The organism is Brevibacterium sp. Lmc1 (assembly GCF_057654315.1).
Window position 1 is genome coordinate 1643098 of sequence record NZ_CM172803.1, and the last position, 24208, is coordinate 1667305.

Consider the following 24208-nt stretch of genomic DNA (forward strand, 5'->3'; position numbering starts at 1 on the left):
GGGCATGGCATTACCCGAAGTTCTCGTTCACGATCTGCAGTCGGCCGGCTACTATCCCCAGCTCACTCAGGGCATCCTCGCCGACTCGCTCTACGACGAACCGGTCTTGGCCCACTTCGTCCACATCGACACACATGTCGACATCGAATCCATCCACCGGCATGTCACCGCCTTCGTCCTCACCGAGACCCGCCTCCTACTGGCTCACGTCGATGACGATCCGAACGCGGAACCCGGCGCCAAACCCCGCGCCGTCACGAGCAGCGAGGACATCGAACTCGATCGCCTGGGTACCGTGATGGTCGGCCGCACGTTCGCCGATCCGGCCGCCTACAAGCCCGGTGACAAGCCCGTCGAGGTTTCGCTGACCATGTCCTGGGGTGCGTCGAAGCGCATCGAGGCCTTCCCCGAGACCTGCGGAGATCCCAACTGCATGGGCGATCACGGATACGGCGGATCGATCTTCGCCGAGGATGTCATGCTCCGGGTCTCGGCCGAGGCCGAAGGGCAGGCCGCCGTCGACCGAATGGCCGACTTCGCCGGGAAGCTGCGCGCCGCAGTCTTCCACGCCCGGCTGCGGTCGCGCCGCTGATGAGCGAGGACTCGACGAGTCAAAGGCAGCAGGACCCATCCGGTGCTGAGCACCTGGGGCCCCCGGACTATGCGGGTCCCATGCTCTCCGATGTCGTTCCCGCCGCGGCGCTGAGCCTCGGTGCGGCCGACGCCCTCGATGCGCCGATGTCCGATCGTGCACGAACGCTCGGACTCGACCGGGAGTCCCGGGCGACGATCGTTGTGCTCATCGACGGTCTCGGGGAGCAGCAGCTGCGCCGCTACAGCGGGTACACTCCCTTCTTCCGGTCGCAGGCCGGAACACGCCGTACCCTGTCCGCCGGATTCCCGTCGACGACGGCGAACTCTCTGTCGTCGTTGGCCACGGGCCGCCTGCCCGGCGCCCACGGCGTGGTCGGCTACCGCGTCCTCGACCCGGAGAAGGACGCGGTGTTCAACCAGCTGACGTGGAACCTCGACGTCGACCCCGTCGCCTGGGTCCCCGATGCGACGCTCTTCGAACGCCTCACCGATGCCGGAATCGATGTGGTCAGCCTCGGAGAGAAGAAGTTCGCCGGACGCGGCCTCAACCGGGCCTCGCTGCGCGGAGGCAGATTCCGGGACTCGAAGAGCCTGGAGGAGCGCTGTGCCCAGGCTCTCGCCGAGGCGAGGGCTCCGGGTCGCCGCCTCGTCTACCTCTATTGGGGCAATCTCGACAAGACCGGTCATGTGCACGGTGCGGACTCCGCCGCTTGGACAGAAGAACTCGAACGCGTCGATCTCGCCCTGTCCCGACTCGCCTCCGACCTGCCGCACGACGCGACCATGCTCATCACCGCCGACCACGGCATGGTCGACGTCGACCACGAACGTCGTTTCGACCTCGCTGAACTCCCTGAGCTCAAGGCCGGCCTGCGCCACGTCGGCGGAGAGCCGCGCGCACTGCATCTCTACGCTGCTGAGGGCGCGGAGGCGGACGTGCTCTCGGTCTGGCAGGAGACGCTCGACGACCGCGGGCTCATCCTGCCGAAGGCCTCGGCGATCGACCGCGGCTATTTCGGTCCAGTCGCCCCGCACGTCTATCCGCGGATCGGGGATTTCCTCGTCATCTGCACCGATGGCTTCGCCGTGGTCGATTCGGAAGTGGAATCCGCCTCGGCGCTGGCCCTCATCGGTCACCATGGTTCCACCACGGAGCAGGAGCTGGAGATCCCGCTGCTCGTCGTGTGAGCGGTGCCGACTGCAGCCGAGATGACTCACCACCGACCTTCTGGGAGCACCCGTTGACGACGATCCGCTGGACTGAGGACGGCATCGGCCGCACAGCCCACTGGCATTCTGAGAACGGGGCGCCGCCTCCCGCGACTGTGCAGATCATCGGAGACGAGACAACCGCCGACGAAGCCTGCCGATTGACACGCGCCGGAGTGGGACTGCTGTGGCGCGGAGACTTCCACAACGGCCGTCAACTCGTCCAGGCGATGAGCCGTCGGCTCAGAGGCGACCGCGGCGGAACCCGTGAAGGCACAGGGGGTCGACGTTCCGGCGGCCGTCGCGGCGGCCGGGGTCGATCCCGCGACAGACGGGGCAGAGACCGATTCGTGGGACCCGGGGACAGCGATGGCCCTGCTCTCGATCCCGCGCTGTCATTCTTCGCGGAACGTGACGCCATCGAGCAGCGGGCCCGGCTGCTCGGCAGAGTCGTCGTCGAGCTCGGCCCGGACTTCGACCTCGCCCTGCGCCGTGCCCCCGACGTCGCCGCCGCCTGCCGCGCCGCCTACGGCCCGGCCGACGGACCGGTCTGCGTGTCGCTCACCGAACTCGGCGGAGTGCTCAGCGCTTATGAATGGCAGCTGCGAGGAGTCGAGATCCCGGCTCTGGGCGATTCCGTCCATCCGCGCCACGGCGTCTTCTCGCCTGTGCGGGGAGAGTACCTCGATCTCGTCGCGCAGACGCCCCTGCCGTGGGGAAGGAACGTCGGTCCGGTTTCGACCGACACGGATTCCGCGCAGACGACCGGCACCGCATTCGACCTCGGAACGGGGACCGGAGTCCTCGCCGCGATCCTGCTGCGGCGCGGCGCTGCGACAGTGGTGGCCACCGACATCAACCCGCGCGCCGTCGCCTGCGCCAGTGAGAACCTCGACCGTCTCTGTCCTGGTGCCGATGTGAGCGTGATCGAGACCGACCTGTTTCCGCCCGGTCGTGCCGACCTCATCGTGTGCAATCCGCCGTGGCTGCCGGCCCAGCCGACCTCCGCACTCGAGATCGGCATCTACGATCCGGACTCCGCTGTCCTCCATCGCTTCGTCGAGAGGCTGACCGACCACCTCACACCGGCTGGGGAGGGATGGCTGATCATCTCCGACCTCGCCGAACGATTGGGCCTCAGGCCCTCAGGTGAGCTCCGCGAACGCATCGAGGCGGCAGGACTGCGCGTGCTCGAACGCATCGACACGGTGCCCCGCCATCCCCGCGCCGCTGATACCGCCGACGCGCTCCACGCTGCCCGCAGCGCCGAAGTGACCTCACTGTGGCGACTGGGACTGAGATGAGCTGCCGACCGCTCGGCCGATCCACAATTTGACCGCAGTCGATCCGCGACCGGCGCGGAAGATAGGATGGAACACGTGACTTTTCCTCGAATCGGTGTCATTGGCGGCGGACAACTGGCACGCATGCTCGCCCCCGCCGCAGAAGCCCTCGGCGTCCGTTTCTCCGTTCTCGCGGAGACCGCCGACGCCCCCGCCACACAGGTCATCAACGAGGTGACCGTCGGTGACTATACGGACTACCCGACGCTCAAGGCTTTCGCCGAGACCGTCGACGTCATCACCTTCGACCACGAACACGTCCCACCGGAGCATCTGCAGGCTCTCGTCGAGGCCGGACATGCAGTGCGCCCCGGACCCGATGCCCTTATCTTCGCCCAGGACAAGATCCGGATGCGTACGAAGATGGACGAACTCGGTCTGCCCAACCCCGCATGGGCGGAGATCACCTCGGCCGCCGATGTCGAAGCGTTCGCCGCTCGCGTCGGATACCCATTCATCCTCAAGACGCCCCGCGGAGGCTATGACGGCAAGGGCGTGCGCGTCATCGACAGCCTCGACGAGGCCGTCGAGTGGCTGAACGAGTTGCCCCAGCTGCTCGCCGAGGAGAAGGTCGACTTCACCCGGGAGCTCGCAGTCATGGTCGGAAGGTCGCCGATGGGGCAGACCGCAGTGTGGCCGGTCGTCGAGACCTGGCAGCAGAACGGCGTGTGCAAGGAGGCCATCGCCCCGGCTCCCGATCTGCGTGATGAGAAGGCGCGGGCCATCACCGAAGCGATCCTCACTGTCGCCGGCACCCTCGAAGTCACCGGCGTCATGGCGATGGAGATGTTCGAGACCGCCGAGGGCTTCCTCATCAACGAATTCGCGATGCGTCCGCACAATACCGGTCACTGGACCCAGGACGGAGCGGTGACGAGTCAATTCGAGCAGCACCTCCGCGCGGTCCTCGACCTTCCGCTCGGCAGCCCCGCGGCACGGGAGGACGTGTCCGTGATGGTCAACATCCTCGGCGCTGATCATGAGGACCTCTATCAGCCGTACCTGCACGTCATGGCTCACGACCCGGCGGTCAAGGTTCACCTCTACGGCAAGGGGGTGCGCCCGGGTCGGAAGGTCGGCCACGTGAACGCCTACGGCGAGGATCGGCAGCTCGTGCTCGCTCGAGCGCGGCATGCCGCCGATTTCATCGCCGGCGTCGACGTCGATCCGCATCCTCAGATGCCCGCTCCGGAGAATCTCCGGGCCGAGAGCGAACCCGGCGCACGCTGAGTCCCGGCGCCGACTGCACCCCGGACCCACCCGGCACCGATACGCGGATATCAACCGCCTGCAACGAAGGAAGCACAGATGACCACAGCGAATGAAGACTCCACTGACACGGCGGCTCCGGTCGGCATCGTCATGGGCTCGGACTCGGACTGGCCGACGATGAAAGCAGCCGCCGACGCCCTCGACGAACTCGGCATCGAATCGAGCGCCGAGGTGGTCTCCGCCCACCGCATGCCCGAGGACATGGTCGACTGGGCGAAGTCCGCGGCCGCGCGAGGCGTCCGGGTTATCATCGCCGGAGCCGGGGGAGCGGCCCATCTGCCCGGAATGATCGCTTCGATGACCTCGCTTCCGGTCATCGGAGTCCCCGTGCCCCTGAAGTACCTCGACGGAATGGACTCGCTGCTGTCCATCGTGCAGATGCCCGGAGGAGTTCCCGTGGCCACCGTTTCGATCGGCGGCGCCAAGAACGCCGGCCTGCTGGCGGCGCGCATCCTCGGGGCAGGTCAGGGCGCCGAAGCCGAGGCTGTGCGCACGCGTCTCGACGACTATCGGAGCCAGCTGCGGCAGGTCGCTCTCGACAAAGGCCGGGCACTGCAGGAATAATAGGGCTTGCTGAACGTTTGATAAGTCTGAGGAGAATGATGTTCGACCTGTACCAGCCCAGCGAAGAGCACGAAGAGATCCGCGCCGCGGTCCGCAATGTCGTCGAGAAGAAGATCGCGCCGTTCGCGGCCGAGGTCGATGCGGACTCCCGCTACCCGCAGGAGGCGCACGACGCCCTCGTCGAGACGGACTTCTTCGCCGCGCACATCCCCGAAGAGTACGGGGGCATGGGCGCTGATGCGCTGGCCGTGGCGATCATCATCGAAGAGGTCGCACGCGGCTGCGTCTCGTCCTCGCTCATTCCGGCTGTGAACAAGCTCGGCAGCATGCCCGTCCAGCTCGGAGGCAGCGAAGAGATCAAGAAGAAGTACTTCCCGTCCGTGGCCGCCGGAGAAGCAGGATTCTCCTACGGACTGTCCGAGCGCGAAGCCGGATCCGACACCGCATCGATGAAGACCCGCGCCGAACGCGACGGCGACGACTGGATCCTCAATGGTGTCAAGACCTGGATCACCAACGCCGGAGAATCCGAGTACTACACGGTCATGGCCGTGACCGACCCCGACGGAGCCCGCGGACGCAACATCTCCGCCTTCGTCGTCGAGAAGTCCGATGAGGGCTTCACCTTCGGTGAGAAGGAGCGCAAGCTCGGCATCAAGGGCTCGCCCACCCGCGAGCTCCTCTTCGACAATGTCCGCCTGCCCGGCGACCGCATCGTCGGTGAGCCCGGGGAAGGCCTGAAGATCGCCCTGCGCACCCTCGACCACACTCGAGTCACGATCGCCGCGCAGGCCGTCGGCGTCGCCCAGGGCGCGCTCGACTACGCCCTGGCCTACGTCAAGGATCGGCAGCAGTTCGGCAAGTCGATCGCCGATAATCAGGCGATCCAGTTCATGCTCGCCGATATGGGCATGAAGCTCGAGGCGGCACGCCAGCTGACCTACACCGCTGCCGCCAAGAGCGAACGCGGCGATGAGGACCTCACGTACTTCGGCGCCGCGGCGAAGGCCTTCGCCTCCGATGCCGCGATGGAGATCACCACTGACGCCGTGCAGCTGCTCGGCGGTGCCGGCTACGTCGTGGACCACCCGGTCGAGCGGATGATGCGCGATGCGAAGATCACGCAGATCTACGAAGGCACCAATCAGATCCAGCGGATGGTGATGGGACGCAAACTCCTCGCCTGAACCGGGTTCGGACGCTCTGCGGCAGGCCGCACCTGGTCAAGGCTGCACGGTGCCGTCCGGTCTGTATCGAACGGGCGCCGCGGATTCCCCAGACGGGAGTCTGCGGCGCCCGTTCTTCTGTCTGTGAAGAATCGCACACGCGACGAATCCGACATGCGCGGCGCGGATGTGCCGGAATCGATGGTTCTCACGCGACACAATAGGTGAACACAGTGGACTCTGAAGTGTCTTTGGCACAGTTGTCTGCTGTGGACACCCGATGGGGCGATACGGCCCGTGTGGCCACCCGCGGATGTCGATGCCGGAAGCAGTCCGTGAGCAGAGCCTGAAGCGAAGGGAAGTCAGTGGCTGAGACGAGATATGTGGACCCGATCCGCCACCCGTCGTATGCTTCGCAGCCGACGCGTGATGTGCGGGCGTGGCTTCTGCTGCTCGTCACGGCTCTCGTGCCCGGGGGAGTGCAGCTGCTCTTCGGCCACCGCCGCTGGGCGAAGATCTCTCTGTCGATCACCGCCATCAGCTGGATCCTTGCCCTGATCGCCGGTGTGATCGTCCTCATCAGCCGGACGTTCCTCTTCACCATCGGCACGAACCCCTTCATCCTCACCTTTCTGACCATCTGGGTGCCCGTCATCGCGATCAACTGGGCGGTGTGCCTGTTCGACACCCTGCGGCGCATCCGGATCGTCACGATCTCCCGAAGGGCCCGCAAACGCTTCGTGGCGGCCTTCTGTGCCCTCCTGCTCATCGTCGTGGGTCCCTTGGCTTGGGGGACGACGATTCTCAACTCGCAGCGCGGACTGATGAGCGACCTGTTCGCCTCGGGCAAGGCACTCAAACCCGTCGACGGCCGATACAACATCCTGCTGCTGGGTTCGGACGCCGGAAAAGGGCGGACAGGAATCCGACCGGACTCGCTGTCGCTGGTCTCGATCGATGCGAAGACCGGCAAAACCGTCATCATCGGCCTGCCTCGGAATATGGAGAACGTGCCGTTCCCGGACGACTCGCCGTTGCACAAGCACTACCCGCAGGGATACAACTGCGGGGACGAATGTCTGCTCAATGCCGTCTTCCAGCAGGGCGAACAGCACAAAGATGAGTTCGAGGACCCGAAGACTGCCGGCGAGCAGGCGACGATGGACGCCGTTTCGGGCGCCACCGGACTCGAGGTCCAGTACTACGCGATGATCAATCTCAAGGGATTCGAGAACCTCATCGACTCCCTCGGCGGAATCACCCTCGTCTCCGGCAAGCGAGTGCCGATCTCGTCGAAGGTCGATCCGACCACGGGCGAGCATGGGCCGGTCAAGGGATGGATCGAACCGGGCAAACAGAAGCTCGACGGCTTCCATGCGCTGTGGTTCGCCCGCTCCCGAGAGTTCTCCAGCGACTACGAGCGGATGGTCCGCCAGCGCTGCGTGCAGACGGCGATGGTCAAACAGCTCGACCCGGCCACCGTCCTCACCCGCTACCAGTCGATTGCGAAAGCCACTCCGGGGGCCGTGTCGACTGATATCCCCTCGTCTCAGGTGGACTCGTTCGTCGACCTCGCGCTCAAGGTGAAGTCGCAGAAGATCGAATCCGTCGACCTCACCCCGCCGCGTATCACTCCGTCACAGCCCGACTTCGATGTGGCACATCAGCTGGTAGCCGATAAGATCGAGGAGTCGTCGAAGTCCTCCGAAGAGGACAAAGGCGCGTTCTCGGTTCCCGGAAGCGACCTGTCAGCCGCTGCCGGAGTCGATGCGGGACTCGATCCGAACTCCGGTTCAGGGCCGCAGCTGCTGGCACAGGGTGCCGGCGACACCTCAGCTGACAAAGGCGAAGAAGCCGACGCAAAGGCGATCTGCTACGTGCCGTGAGGCGCTGCTGTGAGGTCGGTCGTGATGAGACCAATTACCGAATCGGTCGATCCCATGACGATTCCGGGAAAATCTTTTGCTCGGTGTGTCCCTTGTCAATACTGGGAACCACACTCGTGTAATTAGAATATTCTGCTCTGTGGCTAGTCTGACACGCCGAAAATGTGTAACAATTTTGAGATGTTGGGGTTGCCCACCGTTCTGCCAACGGTGAAGGGGACCTCGAGGCCTGAACTTCCCTGTCTTCCTCGAAAAGGCTGTAACGATGAAATATCTATTGCCCACTGTTGCGGGCTGCGCTTCTATTGCGCTGGTCGGCACCTTAGCGGTCACGGCACCGTCGGCTTCCGCAGCCACGACGACGCCTGATGTGTCCAAAGAGGCGCTGAACGTCAGCAAAGAGGGACTCAACGTCCCCGGTGCCCGCGATTCCAGTGATTCCACCGCCACTGCCGCCAACCAGAGCGCCACGAGCAATCTGCCGAATATCTTCAAGTCGCAGACTGCACTGGCCTCGGCCAAGGTGCCCGATATCGTCAACGCTTCGGCGTCGGCATCTGCGGCTTCGGTCAACAACGTCTCCGCCGGACTGACCTCCGGGGGCGACGACGCCGCGCCGTCCGAGGGATCGGCGCCGTCCGAGGGATCGGCGCCGTCCGAGACCGAGCAGGCTCCTGCCGAGGGTGCAGAGACCGAGACCCCGAAGTCCGAGGACGAGGACGCGAAGGATTCGTCCGACGAGTCGAAGGCCGAGGGCGAAGACGACATCTCCGGTTCGGTCCGTCAGAAGACCGAAGACGGAGTGAACATCGCGCTCATCTCCGATGTCCTCGACGTTCCCGCGAACAACCCGAGCCTTGTCGGCTTCACCTTCTCCGAGTCGAAGTCCAATATCCGCATCCAGGTCCGCACCAAGCAGGGTTCGGAATGGGGCAATTGGGACACCCTGGACGAAGAGCAGCAGGAAGAAGCCCAGAACAAGGGTTCGGAGCCGATGACGGTGTCGAACGCTTCCGCTGTGCAGATGCGCATCCTCGGTGACTCCGCGCCGAGCGAGGCCGAACTCGTCCTCGTCGATCCGAAGCGGGACGCCGGCGACGCTCAGGCCGTCGCCGAGAACGATCCCGTCGAGCTCGACGATCAGGTCAGCGGCGACTCTGCCGGTGCTGAAACCGCGCCGGAGCAGTCGACCGAGGACTCGACCGACGCCGAGGCGGCATCCGCAGAGAACGTCGATGCGGCCGCCGGCGCGACGGTGACCAACCAGAACTACGTACCCGGATCGTCGACGGTGGACACCGTGGCGAAGAAGGTGTCGAAGCCGAAGATCGGCTCGCGCAGCTCGTGGGGTGCCAAGGCCTACCGCGGCAGCCCCGATTACGCCAGCGGCATCAAGCAGGCCGTCGTTCACCACACCTCCGGTTCGAACAGCTACTCGGCTGCCGATGTTCCCGGAATCATCCGCGGTATCCAGGCCTACCACCAGCAGGGCCGCGGCTGGAACGACATCGGATACAACGTCGTCGCAGACAAGTACGGCCGCCTCTGGCACGCTCGCGGCGGTGACGTTTCGAAGGCCGTCATCGGCGCTCACGTCGCCGGACACAACACCGGAACCTTCGGCATCTCCGTGCTGGGTACCTACAACAGCGCGGCCCCGCCGAAGAAGACACGCGATGCCGTCGCCTCGGCGATCGCCTGGAAGTTCTCGATCAACGGAATCTCCAAAGCGACGAAGTCGAACCTGGTCGGCCACCGCGATCTGGGGCAGACCGACTGCCCGGGTGACGCCTTCTACGCCAAGCTGGGTGAGATGCGTTCGACGGTCAATTCGATCCTGAAGACCGGCGAACAGCCCAGCGACAGCAAGGACGACGACAAGTCCAAGGACGACGACAAGAAGACCGAGAAGCCGAAGGCGAAGACCTCGATCGAGAAGTACGCCGAGAAGAACAAGCTCGGCAAGGCTCTCGGCAAGGAATACGACGTCAAGGGCGTTTCTGGCGCCAAGGCACAGAAGTTCGAGAAGGGCACTGTCTACTGGTCCAAGAAGACCGGTGCCTACCACCTGTCCGGAGCGATCGCTTCGGCGTACAAGGGCAATGCAGTCACCGACTTGGGGCTGCCCACCTCTGCGGAGAAGGGCGGCCTCAAGGGCGGGGGCGTCGCACAGCGCTTCGAAAAGGGCTCGTTCTACTGGTCGAAGAACACCGGCGCCCACTACACCTCCGGCACCATCATGAAGTACTGGGGTGACAAGGGGACCGTCAAGGGTCACCTCGGTTACCCCAAGTCGGACGTGGTCTACAAGAAGGGCCGCGGTGAGCAGCTCTTCGAAGGCGCACGTCTGGTCTGGGCCGAAGGCTACGGAACCACCGAGTTCTCTCCCAAGGGTTCGATCGCCGGCGGAGTCAGCGACGACAATGCTCCGGGCGGCGCGACGCCGCCGGGAGACGATTCCACCGATGACAAGTCGCCTGCAGACTCCGGGGAAGGTTCTGCAGACGACAAGGACTCGAAGGACGATAAGTCCAAGGATGATTCCAAGAAGGACGATAAGTCCAAGGATGATTCCAAGAAGGACGACAAGTCCAAGGACGACAAGTCCAAGGACGACAAGAAGAAGGACGACGACAAGAAGAAGGACAAGCCGTCCAAGGCCGAGAAGATCGCGGCCCAGCGTGCGTCCATCATCAAGGATGCGAAGGCCAACCTCGGCGTCAAGTACGTCTGGGGCGGGACCTCGCCGAAGTCCGGTTGGGACTGCTCGGGTTACACCCAGTACGTCTATGGCAAGAACGGCATCAAGCTGCCGCGCACAACCAGTCAGCAGCGTTACGCCGGCAAGGAGATCTCGCTCAAGGACGCCAAGGCCGGCGACCTGATCTGGATCCCCGGTCATATCGGAATCATCTCCGAGACCAAGGGCCAGATGTACGATGCCGGCTCGACGCGGACGAACACCACGAAGCGCAGCTACAGCTGGATGCTGAACCGTGGAGCCAAGGTCATCCGCGTAGTCGGCTGACACCAGGCATCGAGGACAGGGCGTGCAGCGCCTGCCGGACAGTGCCCCGAGGACGAACCCATTGTGGATCTCCCTCGGGGCACTGTCTGGTTTCCCGGACGATTCCGGTTGCGGCAGTGACCGGTCGATATGTATCTGCGCAGGTGACAAGCGGTGAATAGATTGTGACTTCGGCTGAACAGTCAGTGAAGTGCCGACCCCGGCCACGACAGCGGGGCTAGGCTGGACTGAGCACAACCGGAAATCACCGGATGTGAATCCAAATCGATCCTGTCAAAAGGGGGCCCGCAGTGCATCGTCTGCACAATACGGTCAAGAAGTTCGAATGGGGCAGCACCGACGCGATTCCCGCGATCCTCGGCACAGTCCCGGACGGCACCCCCTGCGCGGAACTCTGGCTCGGAGCCCACCCGGTCAGCCCCTCTCGACTCGACGTCGGGCACACGCCGTCCCAGGCTCCGCTGGAACGGCAGAACCGCCTCGGCGGGCAGCAGCCGACGGGCGGCGTGGCGACGGAGGCCGAGCCTCGGCTCGGACCCAACCTCATCGAGTACCTGGTGGGGGACCCTGAAGGTCTGCTCGGCCACGACTCCCTCGAGTCCTTCGGAGCGCGACTGCCGTTCCTGCTCAAGGTGCTCTCGGCGAGCAAGGCCCTGTCGATCCAGGTGCACCCGAATCGCGAACAGGCCCGGGCCGGATTCGCCGCCGAGGAAGCGGCCGGACCGGCGCTGGACGCTCCCGACCGGAACTTCAAGGACGCCTCGGCGAAACCGGAGCTCATCTACGCGCTCACCGACTTCCACGCGCTCACGGGGTTCCGCCCGCGCAAGGCCGTGCGAGCCACGTTCGAACGGATGCTCTCCCAGCCGCTGACTCCGCCGTCCTTGGACGTGCTCGGAGCGATCATCGCAGCGCTGAAGTCTTTCAGCGAATCCAAGGCGCTGTCACGCGCCGTTGAAATCATCCTCAGCGATCCGCGGACGCCCGGGCTCGTCGACGAGGTCGCCGCCCATGGGATCGACGAACTGCCGGTCGGACACATCAGCCGGTCAGGCAGCGCGGTCGACCCGGCGCAGACATTCTGCGAGCTGGTCACCGACTATCCCCATGACCCCGGCGCGCTGGTCGGACTCATGCTCAACCGAGTTCACCTGCAGCCGGGAGAAGCGCTGACCATGGACGCCGGAGTGCTGCATGCCTACCTCTTCGGCACAGGCATAGAGATCATGGCCTCGAGCGACAACGTCGTGCGCGGCGGGCTGACCTCGAAGCACGTCGACATCGAACAGCTGTCGAAGATCACGGACTTCCACGCCGGTGCACCCCGGATGGTCGAACCCGATCACTCGGGAATGCTGCTGGGACCCACCGATGACTTCGCTCTGCAGGCACTGCGGTGCCCGCGCACGACAACGGTGGAACGGCGCGGTGCGGCGATCGTGCTGTGCACCGCGGGAACTGTCACACTCAGCTCGCTCGGCTCGACGCTCACCCTCGAACGTGGGCAGAGCGCCTTCATCGCGGCCAACGAACCGACGGTGACGGCCGATGGCCACGGCGATGTGTTCGTAGCGACCACCGGACTGAATTCCGGAGCTGCCGGCCGCTGAGCGCGCGCTGTCCGCCACCACCGGCGGCTGAGCTCGTCTGCTCAACTCGCCCCAGCGAATGCTTACTCACCCCTGCGAACCGGTGTGCAGGGCCCCCGCAGAATTGTTGGGTCGATCCGCGGTGATTTCTTCAACGTAACCACCGTGGATCGACCCAACAATCTGCGTTTCCGACGGTGTCGAGCAACGTCCGACGGTCCTGACGGACGAATCCGGTGTTCGGCGGCGGTCGACGCCAGCGCGTGGGTGGTCAAGACTGCGGTGCGCTGGCAGCAGAACACAGAACAGTGGTCACGTTCGGATGCTTCTGAGCGATCAGAGAGAGCATCCGAACGTGACCACTGTTCGATCACCAAGTGTCCTCGTTCGGACACTGCACGCGTGAGGCCCGGGCCGGTCACCTGGAACTCAGGCGGCGACCTCGATGGTGGGGACGTCCTCGGGGACGATCACCTCGGCGCCTGTCTTCTCCTTGACTTCGTCGACGGTCACGCCCGGGGCGAGTTCGACGAGGGTGAACGCGTCACCGCTGACGTCGAGGACGGCGATATCGGTGATGATGCGCTCGACGACGCCCTTTCCTGTCAGCGGCAGCTCGCACGACTTCAACAGCTTGTGCGAACCGTCCTTGGCGACATGGTCCATGATGACGATGACGCGCTGGGCACCGTGCACGAGGTCCATTGCGCCACCCATGCCCTTGACCATCTTGCCCGGGATCATCCAGTTCGCGATGTCTCCGTTCGTGGCCACCTGCATGGCGCCGAGGATCGCGGCGTTGATCTTGCCGCCGCGGATCATCCCGAAGCTCGCCGCTGAGTCGAAGTACGCGGCGCCCGGGTTCATCGTGACGATCTCCTTGCCCGCGTTGATGAGGTCGGGGTCGATCTCATCCTCGGTCGGGTACGGGCCGACGCCGAGCAGGCCGTTCTCCGACTGGAGCACGAGGTGGACACCCTCGGGCAGAAAATTGGGCACCAGGGTCGGCATGCCGATGCCGAGGTTGACGTAGCTGCCGTCTTCGAGTTCCTGGGCGGCACGGGCCGCCATCTGATTGCGTGTCAATGACATTTCTGTGTCTCCTCAGGCTTCTCGTACGGTGCGCTTCTCGATGGGCTTGTCCGCCACCTGTTCGGGCGTCAGCGGCACCACGCGGTGGACGAAGACGCCAGGCACGTGGACCATGTCCGGATCGATCTCTCCGGGTTCGACGAGCTTTTCGACCTCGGCGATGGTGATGCGAGCCGACTGTGCGGCCGGGGGATTGAAGTTCCGTGCCGAGGAGTGGAAGACGAGGTTGCCGTGCCGGTCACCGATCGCGGCGCGCACAAGTGCGTAGTCGGGAGCCAGGGACTTCTCGAGGACGTATTCCTTCTCTTCTCCGAAGGTGTCGAAGACCTTCGTCTCCTTGGCCGGAGATTCCTTGACGACGTTGCCGTCCGCGTCGTACTTCCAGGGCATGCCGCCCTCGGCGACCTGCGTCCCGGCGCCGGTGATGGTGTAGAAACCAGGGACGCCGGCTCCTCCTGCACGCAGCTTCTCCGCCAGGGTGCCCTGCGGGGTGAGTTCGACCTCGAGTTCACCGGAGAGGTACTGACGGGCGAATTCCTTGTTCTCGCCGACATACGAGGCGATGATGCGGCGGAGTCGTCCGTCGGCGAGCAGAATGCCCAGTCCGCGGCCGTCGACGCCGGCGTTGTTGGAGATCACCTCGAGGTCTTTGGCTCCCTGGTCCTGGAGGGCCCGAATGAGGAATTCGGGCACGCCCACGACACCGAAGCCGCCCACGGCGATCGATGATCCATCTGCAATGTCGGCCACCGCTGCTGCGGGGGTATCAACTACTTTGTCCATGTGCCCAGTGTGCCATGGACCACTCCCAGCCCGGCGGCCAGGTCCGTGATGCGAGCATCGTCGACTCTGCTGGTGAGCAGGACCTCACCACCGCCGAGGAGGTGCTGCAGAAAGCGCGGCCATTCGCTCGGCAGCGGGGTCGAGTTCGAGGCGAGCAGTCCCTGCGGGCGGGCAGCGTCGGTCGATTCGGAACTCGTCCAGTCGATGATCTGACCGTCCACTTCGAGGATTCCCGAAGCGTCGAGGCGACGCGCTGTGACATCGGGGTAGGCGCGGATGGCGGAATTGACGTCGATGAAGTCGGTATCGACCGGGGTGCTCAGCGCCAGGGCCGGGGGATTGAAGACGAAGACCTCGTCGGCGTCGGCCACCTGGTCATCATCCTCGTGGCCGAAGGGGACGAAGGCCATGAAGTCCTCGTCCGGTGCCTCGTGCGCGATGACGACGCGGCCCCCTGCCAGCAGGACACTGAGGACAGCGACGAGTTCGCGCCAGTGCAGCCCCTCCGGCAGAGGAGCGAAGAGAGTGAAGTCCGGTCCGAGGTCGTAGTCGCCGAAGAGGCCGACTCCCTTATTCACCCAGTTCGAGACGACGGGACCGGTGAGGTCGAGTCGATCGAAATCGGGTCCGCGCCAGATGAGGACGGGCCCGCCGGTGCGCGCGATGACTGAGAGATCCATATCCGCTTCCATGATTGTGTTCCGAATGCAGTCTGTCGGGAGGATCAGTGAACGATGAGGCCGATGTCGATCGTCACCCCGCGGGGGAAGGCCCCGAGCTCACCATCGACCCAGTGATAGCGCGTGGAGGCGCTGAGATCCTCGGCGAAGAGGGCTGTATGGAGGCGTTCGACGAGCGATCCGAGCCCGACCATCGCCTCGAGCAGGGGCGGACCGCCCGATTGGGCGGTCGCCGGTGAGTCAGAGGGGCTGAGCGTGATCCGCGATCCCGATCCCTCGATCCGCATCCGCCAGGCTGCATGGCCGGGAGTCCGCGACTGCCCGGCGCGGACGACGCGGATCGCTCGAGACACCCTTTCGAGGATGTCGTCGCTGTTGTCGCCGGCAGGGGCGCTGCCGGGCAGGTCGGTGACTCCCAGGCCGCGCTGAATGGCTTCAACATGGCCGTGTCGGAACCAGTCCTCGCCGAGGTCGCGGGAGAGTGCACGGGCGCCTTCGTCGCCGTTGTCGAGGTATCCGCCGGCTCCGCGGACCAACGCCATGGGCAGTCCGCGGGAGGAGCCCTTGACCAAGTCGGCGGCCGCTGCGATCTCATCGGCGATCGCGCGTACCGTCACGGTCTGGACGCGCCCGTCGTCGTCGGGGCGACCGCGCTGGTCGTCGAGGCCGGAGAACCCGGACAGGCCGATGGCGATATCGCCGACCCCGACCCGCCACGGCCGTGAGCTCGTATCCGAGATGACCAGACCGATGCGCACCTCGAAGGCCTGTTCGACCCGTCGGCGCAGGCCGTCGGCGGACCGGTCGCTGTCGAGTGGGTGGAGGATGACGGCACCGCCGGAGTTCGACTGGTCGAGGCCCGCTGCGGCCTGGACGGTGCCTGCCGGGGTGCGCACGATCTGGACGGTGGTGCCGGAGCGATAGGAGCGTTCAGCGACCAAGTGGGTGCCGGTCTCCGCGACGAGTTCCTCGAACTCGGCGCGATCTGAGACCGTGCGCAGGCGTCCCTCGGCCTTGGAGACGACTTTCGAGGCGACGACGAGGATATCGCCGTCCTTGAGGTCGATGCGGTTGCGCCGGAGGGCGTTGATGAGGATCGCGGAGAGGTCGGAGCCCGACGCGATCTCTTCCTCGACGGGAGGCGCGTAGACGGTGAGCAGACGGTCATTCATGCCGGGCCACCGGTGATTCCACTCTCATCTCTCCATAATCCCATTGTGGGTGCCCACTTTCTAAATTCTCCAGGTTTGCTCAGGCGAATCCCACAGGTTGTGCCTTATGACTGGGCCGTGACCTATATATGGGGTTACGGGCGCGTGTGCATGTGAACGCATGTTCGAATAGCGTCTCACGGGGTGTCTCGATACTCCATAAGGGCTTGACGGGGCGGTAATGACACGCGTGTAATTTATACCTAAGGGGAACGCGCCGAGCAGGGATCCTTCAGGATTCGACCGTACATCGGACTGATCGCCTCAGTCACGGTACTGGACCTGCTCGAGCGTGAGAAAGGGGAAAACCGTGCAAAGTGCACAGAGAGAATGGCGGGAGAGAGAAGACTTCACCGCCGCACCGGGAGTCACCTCCCGCCGTGCCGAAGACTGGTTCATCGAACCGGGAGCACGTACACCCGAGACGCTGCCGGATCCGCTGGCCGTCGATCCGAGTGATCTGACGCCGCTGCCGCCGGACAACTCCGCCGTCTCTCCGCTGTCCCTGCTGCTGGGAGCCGCAGACGACGGCGAACTGTCCTGGCAGGACCAGGCCCTCTGCGCTCAGACCGACCCCGAGGCGTTCTTCCCGGAGAAGGGCGGATCGACTCGTGAAGCCAAGCGGGTCTGCGCCTCCTGCGACGTCCGTTCCGAATGCCTCGAATATGCGCTCGCCAACGATGAGCGCTTCGGCATCTGGGGCGGAATGTCCGAACGCGAACGCCGCCGGCTCAAGAAAAAGGTCGTGTGAGGCAAGCCGTCACCATCGTCGTCGTCTCCGGCGACGATGCCAGCAAGGTCGAGCTCGAAACAGCTCTGCGTCCGCACTACCCCGAGATCCCCGTGGTGGATCTCGGGGGGCGGACGGTCCGCGAAGCCGGTGAGATGCCGGAGATCGCGGAATCGGATTTCCTGTGGTTCCTCACCCCTGACTCCCGTCCCGAACCAGACTGCCTCGATGAGCTGCTCGACGCCATCGGGGAGACGGAATCCATCGCCGCCGTCGGACCGAAGCTCATATGCTCCGGGCGCATCGTCTCCGCCGGAGTGAGCACCACCTCGGCGGGGGAGCGCTTCAACCCCGTCGGCTCCGGGGAGATCGACCAGGGGCAGCGCGACAGTCAGATCGAAACACTGGGTCTCGACCTGCCGGGCCTGCTCATGGCCACCACCGAACTCGAGCGCATCGGGGCACCGTCCCGAGTTCTCGGCCCCGCCTATTCCGGTCTCGAATACTCCCGTCGTCTGCGCGACCTCGGCGCCCGCGTGCTGCTGGCCCCGCGAGCGCGGATGGAGATCTCCGCTGCGTCCGCTGCCCGACTCGGCTCCTCGCCCCACCCACCGAGGTCGAAGACTCAGATCCGGACTGAGCAGCGCTACCGCCTCAGCCTCGCCGGTCAGGGGCTGGTCTCACTGTTCTGCTTTCTGGCGCTCGGCCACCTCGGCCGCATCGTCGGCGGGCTGCTGTCGAACAACTTCCGACCTGCCGGGTGGCACTTCGGTGCGCTCATCGGTCTTCCCGCGGATGTGTCGACGACCGCCCCGCTGAGACGCGCCAACGCCCGTCGCAACCGTGTGGCCAGACGATCGAACACCGGACATGTCGCCGCGCTCTACGCCGATGACGAAGAACTCGCCGTCCAACGCCGGACGATGAGCGGTGAGAGCGATGACTCTCGCCCGGCCGAGGTTCCCACCGGCGGTCCCGATACCGATGCCGAACTCAACCCGGTCGGCGACACCGAAGAGGCCATCGACTCCTTCTCACGTCTGGAGATCTCCGGCGGTTCCAGTCTGCTGCGGGCACCCCTGACCTATGTGATCCTCGCCGCCGTGGTGATGAGCGGGGTCATCAGCTTCCGACTCTTCGGCCCCGGCCACCTCGCCGGCGGCGCCCTGGGTTCGACCGACATCGGCTTCGGCGAGATCGTCGACCGTCTCCTCGGGCGTCACCTCGACGTTTCGACCGGTGCGGCGGTGCCGGCCGACCCCTACCACCTCGTCCTCGGCGTGCTCTCCCTCCTCTTCTTCGGCCATGTCGATGTCATGGTCCGCTCCCTGCTGCTGGCCGCGCCGATCCTGGCTGCCATCACCGCGTACGCGGGCGCGGGGAGTGTGCGGGCGCGGCGGTGGGTGCGCGGCTTCGCCGCACTGCTGTGGATCGCGTCTCCGCTGTTCACGGCCGCGCTGTCGGACGGCCGCCTCGGTGTGATCCTCGTCTGGATCTGTGCACCGCTGGCGGTGCTGACTCTGCGCCGCAGCCTGACGACCGGATCGATCGCCGCGGCAGCCGGCACCGGCCTGCTGCTGTTCGTCATCACCGCAGGCATTCCACTGCTCCTGCTGGTCACGGTCCTCGGCACCGCGGTGCTTCTGGTGGCAGGTCGCGGTCTGCGCCATCTGTGGCTGCTCGCCCCGACCGTGTTCCTGGGCTGGGCGTGGCTGTGGGCCGTCGTCCGCGAGCCGGGAACTCTTCTCACGATGCCCGGGCAGACCACGGCCACCGAGTCCGCCCCGACCTATCTGCTCGCCGTCGGGTTCCCCGCTCCGCTCGACATGTCCTGGCTGACGAAGCTGATCTCAGATCTCGGCTTCGGCGGGGTCTCTGCCGGCACCCTCGAGCTCTGGGCTCCGGTCCTGATGCTGCCGATGCTCATCCTGGCCTTCTTCACCCTCATCGAGGCCCGGCTCGAACTCTCTCGCCTGACCTGGGCGGTCGGACTCTACGTCGGCGGTCTCATCCTCGCCGCGATCCAGGTGCATCTGCCCGCGGAGACGGGACCGTTCCACCTCATCGCCTCATACCCCGCAGCGGGACTGACCCTGGTCAGCCTGGGATCGATCCTGCTGCTGTCCCTCGGCGCCGACCGCACCGTCGGTCGCCGCCCCGGGCGCAGCCGAGACACCGGTTCGTCCTCTGCGAAGAGTTCGGCCAAGGGAGCCTCCGCGGCATCCGGCCGGCTGCCGATGCGCGGCCTTGTCGGACTCGTGACCGTAGCGGCCATCGGGCTCATCGCCATCGGCGCCGGACGGGCCACATCCTCGCCCGAAGCGGTCACCGCGACCTCAGACAGCAACGTCCCCGCACTGGCCTCTGACCGCGCCGCGGGGGAGACCCAAGCGCGCACCCTCCGCCTGGACAATGTCGACGGAGAAGTTCTGGCCACCCTCATCGCCTCCGCCGACGGCACGGTGCTGGGCACATCGACGGTGACCTCGGCAGAAACCGTGGGAGGGTGGCCGTGGCAGCGCCGCCCGCTGCCGATCACCCCCGACCAGGTGCTCGTGGCTCAGGCCGCGTCCGCGCTCTCGGCCGATGACTCCGGTGACCTCGGCAGCATCCTCGGTGAACTCGGAGTCGATTTCGTCCTCGTCGGCCCCGATGCCGGCAGCCTGACCAACTCGGTATCCGTCTCCGAGGGCCTCCTGCCGGTCGGACCGACCTCGTCCGGACAGCTGTGGCGCGTCGACAAACCCTACAGCGGCCGATTCCTCATCCGCGACGCCGAAGGGAAGGTGTCAACGGCGGCGATGAAAGGCACCACCGCAACGGTGCCGGCCGGTCAGGAGGGGCGCACCTTGACCATCGCCGATGCAGCGCACGGCATCACCGCAAGCATCGACGGTGAGCCGCTGCCGCAGCCGAAGCCCGGCGAAGAGGCGTGGGCAAGCGAATTCGACCTCCCCGCAGCCGGGGGAACGGTCGAGATCTCGCTGAACTCACCGCTCTACCCGATCGGCGTCATCGTCGGATGGGTGCTCGGACTGCTCAGCCTCATCGTCGCCATCCCCTTCGGCCGGGCGGGGAATGTGACGCGGAAGCCCGGCCGTGAGGAGCAGAAGGCATGAAGCACCAGCGCAGCATCGTGACCTTCGCGGCCATTGCCGTGCCCGGGGTGCTCGTGGCCATGACCTCGTTCCTCACCCCGCTGACCCCCGGCACGCTGGACCGCAGTCCGGAACAGGTGCGCATGCCCACCGCGGATACCCGCGTCGTCTGTCCCGGCCCCCTGCTCACAGCCGGAGAAGCCGAAGGCACCGATGCCGAATTCGTCGACGACTCGAAGGTCTCAACCCGTGTCGTCTCCGCCTCCGCACCGATCGGAGCCGCAGACGGTTCGACCTCCTCGGCTCGTCTCCAGGTCGCCGATCTCGGCGGTTCGATCGACTTCGACAATCCCTCCGGCCAGGGTTTCGTCTCCGGAGACGACAGCATCGACTCGACGAAGCTCGTCACCGGTTTCGCCCGCCCCGGGGCTCCGGCCCTGACGACCGGCCTCGAAACCGTCGAAGGCAGCTCCGGTGACCTCACGGGCCTCGCCACCCTCACCTGCGCCCAGGCATCGAGCAGCTTCCGGATCGTCGCCGGATCCGGAGCCACCGGCTCGAACTCGCAGCTGCTGCTGAGCAACCCGGGAGACGTTCCCGTCCAGGCGAAGGTTGCCCTCATGACCCCGGGCGGCGAATCCGCCGAACCGACCGAACTGAGCATCAAGGCCGGTCAGCAGCGTGCCGTCCCGCTGGGTGGTCTGGCTGGAGGGGCAGAGGCTCTTGCCGTCGACGTCACCGTCGACGGTGGAGTCCTGGCCGGTTCCGTCCAGGAGACCGTCCTCGACGGACTCAAGCCGCAGGGCATCGACCTCGCGGCCGGTGGGGCAGGAGCCGATCGCCAGCAGGTGCTCACCGGGCTCAGCGGCAAAGATGTGCGAGTCCGGGTCGCGAACCCGAGCGGTGACCTCGCCGAGGTGTCCCTGAAGGCGTACGGGCCGGACGGAGAGATCGACATTCCCCGTTCCTCGATGACCGTCGTCGGTCGCGGGGTCGCCGAGGCCGACCTCGGGGATCTCGACGCCACGAGTCTCGTCGTCGAATCCTCTCAGCGCGTCCAGGCCGGAGCCTTCATCGGCAAAGACGGTGGGAAGGGAGCCGCCGACTTCGGCAGCATCCCGTCGACCGACTCCCTCGCCGAGACCCAGATTCTGGCGCTTCCTCGCACCGGTGAGTCCTCCCTGAACCTCTCTCCCGGTCAGGGACATGTGCAGGTGCAGGGAATGCTCGACGACGGAACGCTTACCGATCCTCAATCGATCGACCTCAACCCGACGGGAACGACCGTGCTCAATCCGAGCGACGTCTCCGAGGAGTCGGTGCGCGCACTCGTCCTCAAGGGATCCCAAGCCTCGGGCTCACAGTCCGATGGGGTGCATGCGACCCTCGTCGTGACCACCGAGGACGGAATCTCCACGGTCGTCCCGGCGCCTGCCCCGGCAGGCGTGGCCTACCGGGATATCCGGCTCGGCTGAGGTCTCACGAACCAGGTTCCTGCGGTGACTGCGGATCTCAGGTGCGACGGAGGATATCGACCTGGTCCGCCACCACCTCGGCGATGAGTCCATCCCGGGCCTCAGCACCGGCATGATCTTCGATCACCCGTCGATAGAGGACGATATGGGTGGGACGGTCCCCGGCCGCCGGGAACACACGGCCGAAGCTCGGTTCGGTCGAACTCGCCGGCGGCACGGAATCGACGGCCAGCACCACCTCGGCGAGGAGAACGGGTTCGTGCCTGCGCATGCGGGCGAATTCGGCGGCCGCGACCTTCGCAAAACTCTCCGCCCGACTCAGCCGCGCGGGCACCTCGGCCCGGTGCAGCGGAGACCGCAGACCCCGCCCATGTCGGTCGCGATGTCGCCTTGGTCTCATAGCACTTCATTCTACGGGCGGCGCCGCCGTGCCTGAGCGAATCGGCGGGGCGCGGCGTGTAGAGTGTGGGACTGTGTCAGCCGTGAGAATGTGTTCAAAAGTCAGCTGTTCGCGCCCCGCCGCCGCCACCATGACGTACGTGCACGCCGATGCGACCGTCGTCATCGGACCTCTGGGCAGGCGCGCCGAACCGGGCGCTCATGACCTGTGCGCCGAACATGCGGCGAAGCTGACCCCGCCCGTGGATTGGCAGCTCATCCGGATCGACTCCGGGCAGGCCCCGCCCGAACGCAGCCATGACGACCTGCTGGCGATCGCCGACGCCGTCCGCGAAGCCGCCGATCGTGCCGATCAGACCCCGGCCCGGACCGCACCGGGACCGGCCGACGATCCGGCCGCCTCGGGACGTCGACACGGTCACCTGCGCATCATCGGCGACTCATGAGCCACCGAGAGCCGAGCTCGACCCGAATCGAACCCGCACAGCAGATCCTGATCGACTCCGAACTCGGACAGGCCCGGACGGCCGCCCTCGACGCCGCCGTCGGAGCCTATGACATCCGCGGTCGGATTCCCGACCAGCTCGACGACGACATCCTGTTCGCCCTCGGTTGGGCCACGGCCCGAGCCATGGCAGAGATCCACACCGCCACCGAGGTGGTCATCGGCCACGATATGCGCCCGAGCTCTCCCGGATTCGCCCACTCCTTCGCCGCAGGAGTCGACGCTGCCGGCTCGACAGCCGTCCTGCTCGGCCTGTGCTCGACCGATCAGCTCTACTTCGCCTCGGGCATCTTCGATCTGCCCGGAGCCATGATCACGGCCAGCCACAATCCCGCCGACTACAACGGAATCAAGATCTGCGGACCCCGCGCCGCCGGAGTCAGCCTGGCCTCCGGACTCTCCCGAGTCAGAGAACTCGCGATCACTGCACCGCAGACCGACGGCCGGACCATCGCCGAAGACGAGACTGCCGCATCCCGGATGCGGGAACAGTACGCGGCACGGATCCGCGAACTCACCCACGTCGATAAGGTCACGGGACTGTCGATCGTGCTCGACGCGGGAAACGGAATGGCCGGGCGCCTCCTCGGGGAGGTCTTCGGCACGGACGCGGGAGCCGCCTCGGTGCCCTTCGACGTCATCGGCCTCTTCACCGAGCTCGACGGGACCTTCCCCAACCACGAGGCGAACCCGCTCAAACCCGAGAACCTCGTCGACGCGGCACGCGCTGTCGTCGACAACGGCGCCGATCTCGGGCTCGTCTTCGACGGGGACGCCGACCGCTGCTTCTTCATCGACGAGACCGGCGCGACGATGTCGGCCTCGGCCGTCGGCGCACTCGTCGCCGAACGCGAGATCGCACGGGCCCGGGCACTCGGCGACGACCGACCCACAGTCATCCACAACCTCATCACCTCCCGCAGCGTGGCCGAGACGATCACCGCCGCCGGCGGACACGCACTGCGGTCGAAGGTCGGCCATTCGGGAATCAAGTCGCTCATGCGCGAAACCGGAGCCGTCTTCGCCTGCGAACACTCGGCTCACTTCTACTTCGATGAGTTCTTCGGGGCGGACTCGGGGATGCTCGCCGCCTGTCACCTCATCGCCGCCCTCGCCGAGTCGCGCGGCCCCGCCTCCCGGCTGGTTGCCGACTATGACCGGTTCGTGCAGTCGGGGGAGATCAACTTCACCGTCGCCGATCCCGACGCTGTGCTCGCCGACTTCGCCGCGCATGCCGGCGAGTTCCCCGAGAACACCGTCGACGACCTCGACGGAATCGGCCTGCAGGGTGCGGACTGGTGGGTGAACCTGCGCAAGTCCAACACCGAACCCCTTGTCCGGCTCAACGTCGAAGCGGCCGATTCGCCGCAGGTGGACGCGCTCACCCGCCAGGTCACGGACTTCCTCAACGCTCGGGCCTGAAGCTGGATCGACGGCAGCCGGTTCTCTGCTTCCGTTTCTCGGCAGTAGTGCGGTAGGGCAGTAGGGCGGTAGGGATATGACCGTTCGCTGACGGTCTTCGCTGTCCGCAGAACGAGCATGACGCGACAAGCCGCCTGCCCGGCAATAGACTCGAAGCCGATC

19 protein-coding genes are annotated in these 24208 nt (G+C 65.9%); 14 read left to right on the top strand and 5 right to left on the bottom strand.

The window, feature by feature from the left end; all coding sequences use genetic code 11:
* The first annotated feature begins 4 nt into the window (after positions 1-4).
* The 9 genes from AC239G_RS07210 (at position 5) to manA (ending at position 12672) form a co-directional block, all read left to right on the top strand.
* Positions 5-592 (top strand): DUF5998 family protein, encoded by a 588-nt coding sequence (locus AC239G_RS07210; protein WP_101546592.1) that lies wholly within the window; start codon positions 5-7, stop codon positions 590-592.
* An 80-nt stretch (positions 593-672) separates the two neighbouring features.
* Positions 673-1782, top strand: coding sequence for an alkaline phosphatase family protein (locus AC239G_RS07215; RefSeq protein ID WP_229663886.1), 1110 nt, complete (start codon positions 673-675; stop codon positions 1780-1782).
* Between the two features lie 53 nt (positions 1783-1835).
* Entirely contained in the window at positions 1836-3107 is a 1272-nt protein-coding gene (locus AC239G_RS07220) for a methyltransferase (protein ID WP_487490019.1), read from the top strand.
* A gap of 66 nt (positions 3108-3173) precedes the next feature.
* Entirely contained in the window at positions 3174-4376 is a 1203-nt protein-coding gene (locus AC239G_RS07225; protein ID WP_487490020.1) for a 5-(carboxyamino)imidazole ribonucleotide synthase, read from the top strand.
* A 78-nt stretch (positions 4377-4454) separates the two neighbouring features.
* On the top strand, positions 4455-4982 hold the full coding sequence (purE, locus tag AC239G_RS07230) for a 5-(carboxyamino)imidazole ribonucleotide mutase (RefSeq protein WP_139470269.1): 528 nt from the start codon (positions 4455-4457) through the stop codon (positions 4980-4982).
* A 38-nt stretch (positions 4983-5020) separates the two neighbouring features.
* Complete coding sequence (locus AC239G_RS07235; RefSeq protein ID WP_139470308.1) at positions 5021-6169, top strand: acyl-CoA dehydrogenase family protein; 1149 nt, start codon at positions 5021-5023, stop codon at positions 6167-6169.
* 344 nt (positions 6170-6513) lie between these two features.
* A complete protein-coding gene (locus AC239G_RS07240) occupies positions 6514-8034 on the top strand; it encodes an LCP family protein (protein ID WP_487490021.1) in 1521 nt (506 codons plus the stop codon).
* Positions 8035-8299: 265 nt separating this feature from the next.
* Positions 8300-11062: an NlpC/P60 family protein gene (locus AC239G_RS07245; RefSeq protein WP_218973680.1), complete on the top strand. Its 2763-nt coding sequence runs from the start codon at positions 8300-8302 to the stop codon at positions 11060-11062.
* Between the two features lie 290 nt (positions 11063-11352).
* Positions 11353-12672: a mannose-6-phosphate isomerase, class I gene (gene manA, locus AC239G_RS07250; protein WP_139470273.1), complete on the top strand. Its 1320-nt coding sequence runs from the start codon at positions 11353-11355 to the stop codon at positions 12670-12672.
* A 408-nt stretch (positions 12673-13080) separates the two neighbouring features.
* Here manA and AC239G_RS07255 read toward each other — a convergent pair whose 3' ends face one another.
* Genes AC239G_RS07255 through AC239G_RS07270 form a run of 4 tightly spaced genes read right to left on the bottom strand, consistent with a single transcriptional unit; the run spans position 13081 to position 16378 of the window.
* On the bottom strand, positions 13081-13743 hold the full coding sequence (locus tag AC239G_RS07255) for a CoA transferase subunit B (RefSeq protein ID WP_101546544.1): 663 nt from the start codon (positions 13741-13743) through the stop codon (positions 13081-13083).
* A 12-nt stretch (positions 13744-13755) separates the two neighbouring features.
* Positions 13756-14526: a CoA transferase subunit A gene (locus AC239G_RS07260; protein ID WP_487490022.1), complete on the bottom strand. Its 771-nt coding sequence runs from the start codon at positions 14524-14526 to the stop codon at positions 13756-13758.
* A complete protein-coding gene (locus tag AC239G_RS07265) occupies positions 14514-15206 on the bottom strand; it encodes a hypothetical protein (RefSeq protein WP_139907464.1) in 693 nt (230 codons plus the stop codon). The genes AC239G_RS07260 and AC239G_RS07265 overlap by 13 nt, the downstream gene beginning before the upstream one ends.
* Positions 15207-15250: 44 nt before the next feature.
* Positions 15251-16378, bottom strand: a complete 1128-nt coding sequence (locus AC239G_RS07270; RefSeq protein ID WP_487490023.1) for a coenzyme F420-0:L-glutamate ligase — start codon at positions 16376-16378, stop codon at positions 15251-15253.
* 349 nt (positions 16379-16727) lie between these two features.
* Here AC239G_RS07270 and AC239G_RS07275 point away from each other — a divergent pair, with 349 nt between their 5' ends.
* The 3 genes from AC239G_RS07275 to AC239G_RS07285 are packed head-to-tail and all read left to right on the top strand — an operon-like array spanning position 16728 to position 21720.
* Positions 16728-17168 carry a WhiB family transcriptional regulator gene (locus tag AC239G_RS07275; protein ID WP_276330045.1) on the top strand — a complete coding sequence of 147 codons (441 nt, stop codon included), beginning with the start codon at positions 16728-16730 and terminating at the stop codon, positions 17166-17168.
* The gene (locus tag AC239G_RS07280; protein WP_139470280.1) at positions 17165-20266 is read left to right on the top strand and encodes a glycosyltransferase family protein; all 3102 of its coding nucleotides are present in this window, start codon (positions 17165-17167) and stop codon (positions 20264-20266) included. Before AC239G_RS07275 ends, AC239G_RS07280 begins: the two co-directional genes overlap by 4 nt.
* A complete protein-coding gene (locus AC239G_RS07285) occupies positions 20263-21720 on the top strand; it encodes a DUF5719 family protein (protein WP_139470282.1) in 1458 nt (485 codons plus the stop codon). The genes AC239G_RS07280 and AC239G_RS07285 overlap by 4 nt, the downstream gene beginning before the upstream one ends.
* A 37-nt stretch (positions 21721-21757) precedes the next feature.
* Here AC239G_RS07285 and AC239G_RS07290 read toward each other — a convergent pair whose 3' ends face one another.
* Entirely contained in the window at positions 21758-22120 is a 363-nt protein-coding gene (locus AC239G_RS07290; protein ID WP_139470284.1) for a metallopeptidase family protein, read from the bottom strand.
* An 88-nt stretch (positions 22121-22208) separates the two neighbouring features.
* Between AC239G_RS07290 and AC239G_RS07295 the strand changes: the two genes are divergently transcribed.
* On the top strand, positions 22209-22565 hold the full coding sequence (locus tag AC239G_RS07295; protein ID WP_139470312.1) for a DUF3499 domain-containing protein: 357 nt from the start codon (positions 22209-22211) through the stop codon (positions 22563-22565).
* Complete coding sequence (locus AC239G_RS07300) at positions 22562-24046, top strand: phosphohexomutase domain-containing protein (protein ID WP_487490024.1); 1485 nt, start codon at positions 22562-22564, stop codon at positions 24044-24046. Before AC239G_RS07295 ends, AC239G_RS07300 begins: the two co-directional genes overlap by 4 nt.
* Positions 24047-24208 lie beyond the last annotated feature (162 nt).

What these genes read in the sequence shown, in the direction of transcription:
- AC239G_RS07260 (WP_487490022.1), bottom strand. Translation starts at nt 14,526, where the DNA reads ATGGACAAAGTAGTTGATACCCCCGCAGCAGCGGTGGCCGACATTGCA.
- AC239G_RS07270 (WP_487490023.1), bottom strand. Translation starts at nt 16,378, where the DNA reads ATGAATGACCGTCTGCTCACCGTCTACGCGCCTCCCGTCGAGGAAGAG.
- AC239G_RS07210 (WP_101546592.1), top strand. Translation starts at nt 5, where the DNA reads ATGGCATTACCCGAAGTTCTCGTTCACGATCTGCAGTCGGCCGGCTAC.
- AC239G_RS07245 (WP_218973680.1), top strand. Translation starts at nt 8,300, where the DNA reads ATGAAATATCTATTGCCCACTGTTGCGGGCTGCGCTTCTATTGCGCTG.
- purE (WP_139470269.1), top strand. Translation starts at nt 4,455, where the DNA reads ATGACCACAGCGAATGAAGACTCCACTGACACGGCGGCTCCGGTCGGC.
- AC239G_RS07235 (WP_139470308.1), top strand. Translation starts at nt 5,021, where the DNA reads ATGTTCGACCTGTACCAGCCCAGCGAAGAGCACGAAGAGATCCGCGCC.
- AC239G_RS07215 (WP_229663886.1), top strand. Translation starts at nt 673, where the DNA reads ATGCTCTCCGATGTCGTTCCCGCCGCGGCGCTGAGCCTCGGTGCGGCC.
- AC239G_RS07300 (WP_487490024.1), top strand. Translation starts at nt 22,562, where the DNA reads ATGAGCCACCGAGAGCCGAGCTCGACCCGAATCGAACCCGCACAGCAG.
- AC239G_RS07265 (WP_139907464.1), bottom strand. Translation starts at nt 15,206, where the DNA reads ATGGATCTCTCAGTCATCGCGCGCACCGGCGGGCCCGTCCTCATCTGG.
- AC239G_RS07295 (WP_139470312.1), top strand. Translation starts at nt 22,209, where the DNA reads ATGTGTTCAAAAGTCAGCTGTTCGCGCCCCGCCGCCGCCACCATGACG.
- AC239G_RS07290 (WP_139470284.1), bottom strand. Translation starts at nt 22,120, where the DNA reads ATGAGACCAAGGCGACATCGCGACCGACATGGGCGGGGTCTGCGGTCT.
- AC239G_RS07225 (WP_487490020.1), top strand. Translation starts at nt 3,174, where the DNA reads ATGGAACACGTGACTTTTCCTCGAATCGGTGTCATTGGCGGCGGACAA.
- AC239G_RS07285 (WP_139470282.1), top strand. Translation starts at nt 20,263, where the DNA reads ATGAAGCACCAGCGCAGCATCGTGACCTTCGCGGCCATTGCCGTGCCC.
- AC239G_RS07255 (WP_101546544.1), bottom strand. Translation starts at nt 13,743, where the DNA reads ATGTCATTGACACGCAATCAGATGGCGGCCCGTGCCGCCCAGGAACTC.